Consider the following 8,169-nt stretch of genomic DNA (forward strand, 5'->3'; position numbering starts at 1 on the left):
GCCTGAAACTCAGTATATTGCTTAAGAACCGAACAACTTTAGGCTGCCATGTCTTCCAACCGAATTAAGCAACAAAGCCCTTTTCTCTTTCTCTTTCTCTTTCTCTTTCTCTTTCTCTTTCTCTTTCTCTTTGTCCTTCGTAAGTTGGCAAAGAAAGTTAATCTTGTCGATAAGCCCTGTGAGAGAAAGCACCATAAAGGTGCGATACCGCTTGTGGGTGGCGTCTCTATTTATATTTCGATATTAATCACGTCATTTCTTTATCTCGACACGACGTCTGATGATTGGCTATACCTATTTTGTGGCGCCGTGCTCATCACTGTCGGTGTACTTGATGACAAGTTTGATATTAGCTTCAAAGTGCGTTTGCTCGTGCAGGCTGGCATTTCGCTCGCCATGATTTTTACAGCCGATCTAAGTTTAGCCAGCCTGGGCAGTATTACGGGTAACGTATCTGTCTTTTTGCCTGAGTGGGTAAGTTATTTTGTGACGATTATTGCCGTCATTGGGGCCATTAACGCCTTTAACATGGTTGATGGCATTGATGGTCTCCTTGGGGGATTGGCATCGGTTTCTTTTGCGGCGTTAGGCGTGATGTTTCTCATCAGTGGTGATGTCGACTTGGCAACCAGCTGCGGGATGATGATCGCAGCGATTCTGCCCTACATACTGCTAAATTTAGGTATTCCTCTTGGCCCAAGATTTAAAATTTTCATGGGTGATGCGGGCAGCATGTTGATTGGTTTTTCCATCGTGTGGTTTTTAATTCGTGCATCGCAAGCCGAACACACTGAGGCAATTCGCCCCGTCGCTGCACTGTGGTTCATTGCATTACCCTTGATGGATATGGCCACTATCATGACGCGACGCGTTCGTAAGGGACAATCGCCGTTTAAGCCCGACCGAGAGCATATTCACCATATTTGCCAGCGTATCGGCCTTTCTTCAAGTATGACCTTGGTAGTGATTTGTACGTTGTCGCTTTGCTTCGCCATTTTTGGGATTTTGGGCGAGGTATATAACGTTAATGAAACCGCGATGTTTGTGCTCTTTCTCGTATTGTTTGCGATTTATTTCTATGTGATCAGTCATATATTCAGAATTACATCATGCATTCGATCGTGGTTGGGCAAGCAGTCCTATGAAGAAGAAACGACGGGATAAGATTCTAGACAAAAATAAAAAGGGAGCGAATGCTCCCTTTTTATTTCACGCAATAAAGCGCTCACCTTAAGATTGTCATGGCTATCGCACTAATGCCGTGCTTTTTATGATCTTGCAACAAATCATGCTCACAATTTTCAATATTGACAGTAACGTATAACACGAATAAATGGAACGCGGGTCACATATTGTGATCTATCTATCAGAATGCGAATTATCCAAAAATCTGGCTTGTTTGTCGTTTTTATCGGCATTAAATTGCAGTCATTATTTTTATGGATGTATGAGACATGCTGACGTTTAGCAATACGCCATGCCCAAATTGCAAAGAAACGGGCGGTTTTCTTCGAATGAGACGCAACATTATGGAGCGCTCAATCACCAAAAGGCATTACCAAAAAGTGAAATGTCCCCAGTGTGAAGCGGTTGCATTCATTGGGGCTAAAATTAAAGTTTAGCCATCGCCTTTCTGCATCGTTTCATTGTTAAAGCCAGTACGGTCTAGTGCTGGCTTTTTGCGTTTTAGACTACCGTGGAATATGTCATCTCTCTGGCATCTCATCGTCTTTTTTTCGCCTCATTTTCATCCGTAAACCGTCATGTTCTACATTTAAGGTGTGTCTTGAATATGGGCATTGAACTGTAAAGCAGAACCATCTCTTGCGGGGTTTACTGAAAGGGAACGTGAATGAAGATAGCGGTAGCAGGAACGGGTTATGTAGGGTTGTCTAACGCAATGCTACTCGCACAGCACAACAATGTAGTGGCGGTGGATATTGTTGAAGAGAAGGTCTTGTTGCTAAATGATGGGCATTCACCGATAGCGGACAAAGAGATAGAAGCCTTTTTATCTCGGGGCGATATTCGTTTTTACGCCACACTGGATAGCCGAGAGGCCTATTCGTGGGCGGATATTGTGATTGTCGCCACACCGACGAATTACAATCCTGACACCAATTTCTTTGATACGTCTTCGGTTGAAAAGGTGATTGAAGACGTTATGCGGATTAATCCCACAGCCTTGGTCGTGATTAAATCGACGGTTCCTGTTGGATTTACATTGGCAATGCAGCAACGGCATGGTTCAGACAACATTCTTTTTTCCCCTGAGTTTTTAAGAGAAGGGCGCGCACTTCACGATAACCTTCATCCTTCGCGTATTATTATTGGCGCGAACACGGAACGAGCGAGCCAATTTGCGAACTTGTTGGTATAAGGCGCGGTGAAAGAAGACATTCCTGTTTTGTATACACACACCTCCGAAGCAGAAGCGATTAAACTTTTTTCTAACACTTACCTGGCTATGCGTATCGCTTTTTTCAACGAGCTTGATTCTTATGCCGAATCACTGGGTATGAGCACCAAAGAAATTATTCAAGGTGTGTGTTTAGACCCCCGTATCGGAAACCACTATAACAATCCTTCTTTTGGTTACGGTGGGTATTGCCTGCCAAAAGACACCAAGCAATTGCTTGCTAATTACCAGAGGGTGCCGAACAACATCATTGCGGCGATTGTGGATGCGAATCGAACCCGTAAAGATTTTATCGCCCGCGCGATTTTGGAGAGAAAACCCAACGTCGTGGGGATATATCGCCTTATTATGAAATCAGGCTCAGACAATTTTCGCGCGTCTTCAATCCTTGGGGTGATGAAGCGGCTAAAAGCCAAGGGCGTTGAGGTGGTGGTGTATGAGCCGGTGTATAAAGACGCGACACTGTTTAACTCGGAGGTGATGACCGATCTTGCGGCGTTTAAAGACCGCGTAGATGTGATCGTTTCAAACCGAATGGACAGCGCTCTAGAGGATGTTGTGGACCGTGTATACACACGTGATTTATTTGGGGTGGATTAATAGGCGCAACGTGAGGCTGGATTAAAACAAAAAACCGCCGTTGTCTGGCGGTTTTCTTTTATTGTTTGCGCAGGCTATGAGTGGAATTGCTCACAAGCGAGCAGGGTGTTCTCTATCAAGGTGGCTACGGTCATTGGGCCTACACCGCCAGGTACTGGGGTGATGTGGCTGGCTTTTTCTCGGGCCACGTTGTATTCAATATCACCGACCAGTTTACCGTTATCTAAACGGTTGATACCAACATCGATCACAACCGCGCCTTCTTTGATCCAATCGCCGGGAATGAAGTTAGGTTTACCCACGGCAACCACTAAAAGATCCGCTTGGCGTACGTGTGACTCAAGGTCTTTGGTGAACCGATGGCAAGTGGTGGTGGTACAGCCAGAAAGCAGCAGTTCCATGGTCATTGGGCGGCCAACAATGTTTGAAGCACCCACGATCACCGCGTGTTTCCCTCTCAGAGGGATGTTATAGCGCTCTAATAAGGTGATGATACCTTTTGGTGTGCAAGAACGCAGTTTAGGAATACGCTGACACAGGCGACCCACATTGTAAGGGTGGAAACCATCGACGTCTTTCTCTGGGTGAATGCGTTCCAGTACATTAGTGGTGTCCATTTGTGCGGGAAGCGGCAATTGAACTAGAATGCCATCAATTTCAGCATCCGCATTTAATTCGTCGATTAACGCCAGCAGTTCGGTTTCGCTGGTGGTTGACGGTAAATCGAAAGATTTAGAGATAAAGCCAACTTCCTCACAAACACGACGCTTGCTCCCAACATAGACTTGAGACGCTGGATCATCACCAACCAGAACAACGGCCAGGCCTGGCTCTCTCAATCCTACTGCTTTTCTTGCTTCAACGCGTGCTGCGACTTCTTGTCTTACGGTTTGAGAGATGATTTTTCCATCAATGATTTGAGCGGCCATGGTTTTCCTTTGGAAATGAAAGGGATGGTGTACAGGCCTTATTTTGACAAAAAAAAGGTGACAAGGCTATAGCGCAAACGTTTGCGCTGCTGTGCCATTTACGTCGATATTACTCAGTTGCGGTGGGTGTATCGATAAATTGAGAGAAAAACTGTTCGGTTAAGGCAGGCTCTTGCGTGACCAGTTCGTCGATTTGCTTTCCGTAGTGAGCTTCGATGGCCTCTGTTAACCAGGCCTCTACGTTTTGCATTGAGACAAACACTGAGGTTCTTTCATTGCCCAGTTCCCGACCATCGAGTAAGCGAAAACTGGATCCGGACATTCCAGAGATAATGCCAACTAAGTCTCCCTCTTTATTGAAAACCCCGCCGCCGCTCATTCCTGACTGGATGGGGGCATCTGTGATACTGGCAAGGCAGGTGGCGAACAATTGGCTGTCGACAAACTGAACGTCGAGGTAATAAATACCTTCGCCTTTGAGTACTTGTCCGCTGAGATTTTTGCCAACCGTGATTAAATCGTCTTGCTCACTCACTTTCGCCAACGCGGGAAAAGTGATGTTGGTATTATCTTGCTTAATCAGTGCTATATCACAATCGGGATGGTAGGAAATGACGGTACTGAAATCCGCTTTTGCCACATGCTTGGCGGTAAGACTTAATTCTGACGTAATAGGGACACTGGTACCGTGCCCACCGAGCAACAAAGGAATGCCGACAGGAAGATATTTAACGGCTGGAACGTTGGTTTCTTCAACAACTTCCAGGGGGCCATTCACCAAAATGCAACCCTGAAACAAACACAGCGTAGAAATGATGCAAATTGACCTGACTATAAAGTAGGGCAAAGGCGCTCCTTTATGCGACTCATGTCTCGTTTATGATATTGTTTAAGCGTAGGTTCTAAGTTGGTAAATGTACAAATGATGAAAGGATGTTTGGTTTGTGATTTTGTTGTATTGGCGTCAATGAAAGGAATGAAGAGGTGCTGATACAGTAACTATGTGGCTGTCTGTGTGGAGGAATAGTGAATGGTATTAGCGAAAAGGCGTGTTTTTAATAAAAGCACGCCTTCATAATTTATTTTTGTGTAAATTAGATATCGATGGGCAACACCGCATCCACGCCATTTGCACCACGAGAGCGGTTGCGTTTGGTGGAGACAAGCATGTACATCAATGTCGCGGCAAAGCAGATCAGCAAGTAGAACATGAGTCCACCTTCCACGCTCATTGCTTCGCCCGCAACCACAGGGCCAATCACTGAACCAACACTGTAGCTCAATAGCATGAGCTCAGCGGCTGCCACAATTTTTGAGGCACTCAGATCGCGACATGCCAACGTAATAGCCACAGGATAGAGCGCGAAAGCGGCGGCACCTAAAATAAATAGACCAGCCATCATACCCGCAGCGACGGTAGCGATTTCGTACATAGCAATGGCAAGCAGGCCTGCCAAGCAGAAAAAGGCCATCAGCAACGATTTTTCCACGCGTGAGTTTAACCAACTCACCAATGGTTGAACTGCCATTCCGCCAAGGATCACAATCGCCATCAATGCGCCGACCTGATCGTGACTGTATTTTGCTTCCAGTTCGAGAGGCAGCAAGCCGTAAATCGCACCCAGAATCAACCCCGATACAATACAGCCGATGTAGGCCGCCGCAGGCAAGCTTTTCATTTCACTAAAATGAATGCTGCTATGCGCAACAGATTGAGGTTGTCCTTTACGCATGACCAGCGGTGGAAGCATAGCGGCAGACATCAGTGCTGCAACGACCATCAATGGCATTGCGCCTTCGGTGCCGAACAGACCAATGCCAAGTTGACCTAGTGCAGAGCCACCGTAAAGCGACGCCATGTACAGACCCAGACGTTTAGCACGTGCTTTTTCGGTATCCGCCATTAATAGCCAAGACTCTATGACAACGAATACGCCCGCAACCGCAACACCGGCGGTAAAACGTGCAGCAAGCCATACCGCAGGCGAGGCGATCGTCGCCATCAAACCAACAGTACCGACAATGGCAATAAGGAAAGCAACCAGAGATTTGCGATGACCCGCTTTGCCGACAATGCGCGCGCTGATTAGCGAACCGCCTAAAAGGCCTGCGTAGAATACGCTCGCTAACCAAGACGCAAGATCATGCGACATGCCTCTTGCATCGAGTGCAAGCGGTATGAGGCTCATCAGGAATCCCGAGGCAACTGCAAAAAGGCTTAGGCTGATAACAGGCACAAGTGGGCTGTTGCGATCAGCCTGAATAACAGGGTTCTGTTGCAATGCTTTTCTCTTACTAGGTTGAATTTAAGACGAAAAAACCCGCTCAGAACGAGCAGGTTAATTATGTGATCTGGTGCGATTATTCTTTCGCCAATGGCAAACGTAAAGAGAGATAAATTTGTCGTGACGATTAAATATATTGATTGCAATGTGGCTGCATAAATATGTACGTGAATGCGCATTAAGTGGTTGATACATAGTGGATTATAAAATTGTTTTTCGACGTTTATGCATGCGTATTGTTAAAGACGAAAAGAGGGGGGCTTCAATGAATATTGAGTGGGACTAAAACCGTCTAGCTACACAAAAGACATGCCTAACGGCCTTCATAAAATGTGATGTTCACGTTCATACAAGCCCCCTCAACGAGGTCTCTGCGGCAGACGTTGTTTCTTCTATAACCAATGAGAAAAGGCGCTACGCGTATAGACAGATCTCATACAAATGTGGGTTGAATGTTTGTTTTCTAGACACTTAACTGGCTTTTATGAGGAAAACCGTTGACGACAACGTATTGAGCCTTATAATCCGGCCTTGCATTTACACTCTCGTGTGAATCAAGTGCGCCCTTAGCTCAGCCGGATAGAGCACAACTAACCCCCAAACACTTACCACTAGGTGAGTGAGTGATTGAAGTTCTAGGGATTAGTTAGTGGTAATCTTACCACTAAGGGTGTTGATAGTTACTACAAAGTACTATTGGTTACCACTTTATACTGCAAAGTGGTAATATGAAAAATTAAGTCCCCTTAGCTCAGTTGGATAGAGCACGTGCCTTTAAGAGAGGAGCCTGTATTAGGAAACTTTTACAGTGTAGAGGGTGAATTCAGGGAAACCTCAGCGCGTAATGGCGGTGGCAATCCTGAGCCAAGCTTCACAAGCGTGTGAAGAAGGTGCAGAGACTAGATGATGCAATGCGAACTCATTGCGTAAAACATCACTAGCGCCCTCCACCCAAACAGTTATGGCTGTGGGTGATGATATAGTCCAGACTACAAACACCGAATGGTGGCAGTGAAAACTGTAGTGGTAAGCTAAGCATGTGGTCGCAGGTTCGAATCCTGCAGGGGACGCCACACATATAACGGTGTAGCAAGTAAATTGCTGCACCGTTTTTTTTGCCCTAGTGTTGGAGTCGGTAGACAAAATGGATTTAAAATCCGTCTCAATTCGCGCCGTGCGAGTTCAAGTTTCGCCTCGGACACCATTCATATACTGACTTATCACCCCATACATATCTTTGAATTGAGCCCAAGGTAATAATTAAGTTTACTATTAAATGGTAAGTGTGATCACAGACAACAATCTGTATTACGATCATTTTAATTAATGATTCATATTAGTATCGATAGCAAAGCTGGTATGAGTAATCTAGAGACGCCTTTACGTGGAAACACACTGAGAAGTACAGTCCATAAGGACACTTCACCTACCAAACGCTCTTTCCGCCCAGACGGCTCCTAGGCCGATTCCTTTAGCAGTGCAGGCTAATACTCGATCTTACACACTAGGTTGCAAGTCACGACTAGACCGTACAAGACACATTTATGATTCAGTACCAGAACAGATTTGCCTGACACGCCTTTGTCGGATAGGCGACACTTGTTACCAAGTGCCGCCCTCCTAAGAACCGTACGTGCAACTTTCACTGCATACGGCTCAAGCCTCCGCTAAGGCGTGTTACGTTACCCAGCAATCACAATGCAGCTAAGACAGGATCAAACCACGAGTTTCGTCCCAGTTTCTTTGGCTTACGCTCTTTAAGGTAAGGTTCATAGAAGGGATCGTAAGGCGTAGCTTTGCTTATGATTTTCACATGCCTTTTAATTGGGGTTTGGGCTATCTGAACCAGATTAAAGTGACAGTCCATGTTGGCGATTTTCTGCCAACCATGAAATTGCCATCCACCTGTGCGGTTCATATAATATTTTCGACGCAC

4 protein-coding genes and 2 pseudogenes are annotated in these 8,169 nt (G+C 45.8%); 2 read left to right on the plus strand and 4 right to left on the minus strand.

What is annotated here, in order from left to right:
• Positions 1–48: 48 nt before the first annotated feature.
• Positions 49–1,164, plus strand: a complete 1,116-nt coding sequence (gene wecA, locus B5D35_RS21550; RefSeq protein ID WP_078754528.1) for a UDP-N-acetylglucosamine--undecaprenyl-phosphate N-acetylglucosaminephosphotransferase — start codon at positions 49–51, stop codon at positions 1,162–1,164.
• Positions 1,165–1,852: 688 nt separating this feature from the next.
• A pseudogene (locus tag B5D35_RS21555) lies at positions 1,853–3,019 on the plus strand (nucleotide sugar dehydrogenase).
• Positions 3,020–3,093: 74 nt separating this feature from the next.
• Here B5D35_RS21555 and folD read toward each other — a convergent pair.
• From folD to B5D35_RS21580, 4 genes and pseudogenes are all read right to left on the minus strand, one after another.
• On the minus strand, positions 3,094–3,948 hold the full coding sequence (folD, locus tag B5D35_RS21560; protein ID WP_078754529.1) for a bifunctional methylenetetrahydrofolate dehydrogenase/methenyltetrahydrofolate cyclohydrolase FolD: 855 nt from the start codon (positions 3,946–3,948) through the stop codon (positions 3,094–3,096).
• Positions 3,949–4,057: 109 nt separating this feature from the next.
• Positions 4,058–4,726 carry a S1 family peptidase gene (locus B5D35_RS21565; protein WP_244556701.1) on the minus strand — a complete coding sequence of 223 codons (669 nt, stop codon included), beginning with the start codon at positions 4,724–4,726 and terminating at the stop codon, positions 4,058–4,060.
• A 316-nt stretch (positions 4,727–5,042) separates the two neighbouring features.
• Positions 5,043–6,230, minus strand: a complete 1,188-nt coding sequence (locus B5D35_RS21570; RefSeq protein ID WP_078754530.1) for an MFS transporter — start codon at positions 6,228–6,230, stop codon at positions 5,043–5,045.
• A gap of 1,696 nt (positions 6,231–7,926) precedes the next feature.
• Positions 7,927–8,169 (minus strand): annotated as a pseudogene (locus tag B5D35_RS21580) (group II intron reverse transcriptase/maturase); the annotation flags it as partial.

Source organism: Enterovibrio nigricans DSM 22720 (genome assembly GCF_900167155.1).
Taxonomy (GTDB): domain Bacteria; phylum Pseudomonadota; class Gammaproteobacteria; order Enterobacterales; family Vibrionaceae; genus Enterovibrio; species Enterovibrio nigricans.

Excerpts from the sequence above, each read along its gene's own strand:
- wecA (WP_078754528.1), top strand. The coding sequence starts at position 49 with ATGTCTTCCAACCGAATTAAGCAACAAAGCCCTTTTCTCTTTCTCTTT.
- folD (WP_078754529.1), bottom strand. The coding sequence starts at position 3,948 with ATGGCCGCTCAAATCATTGATGGAAAAATCATCTCTCAAACCGTAAGA.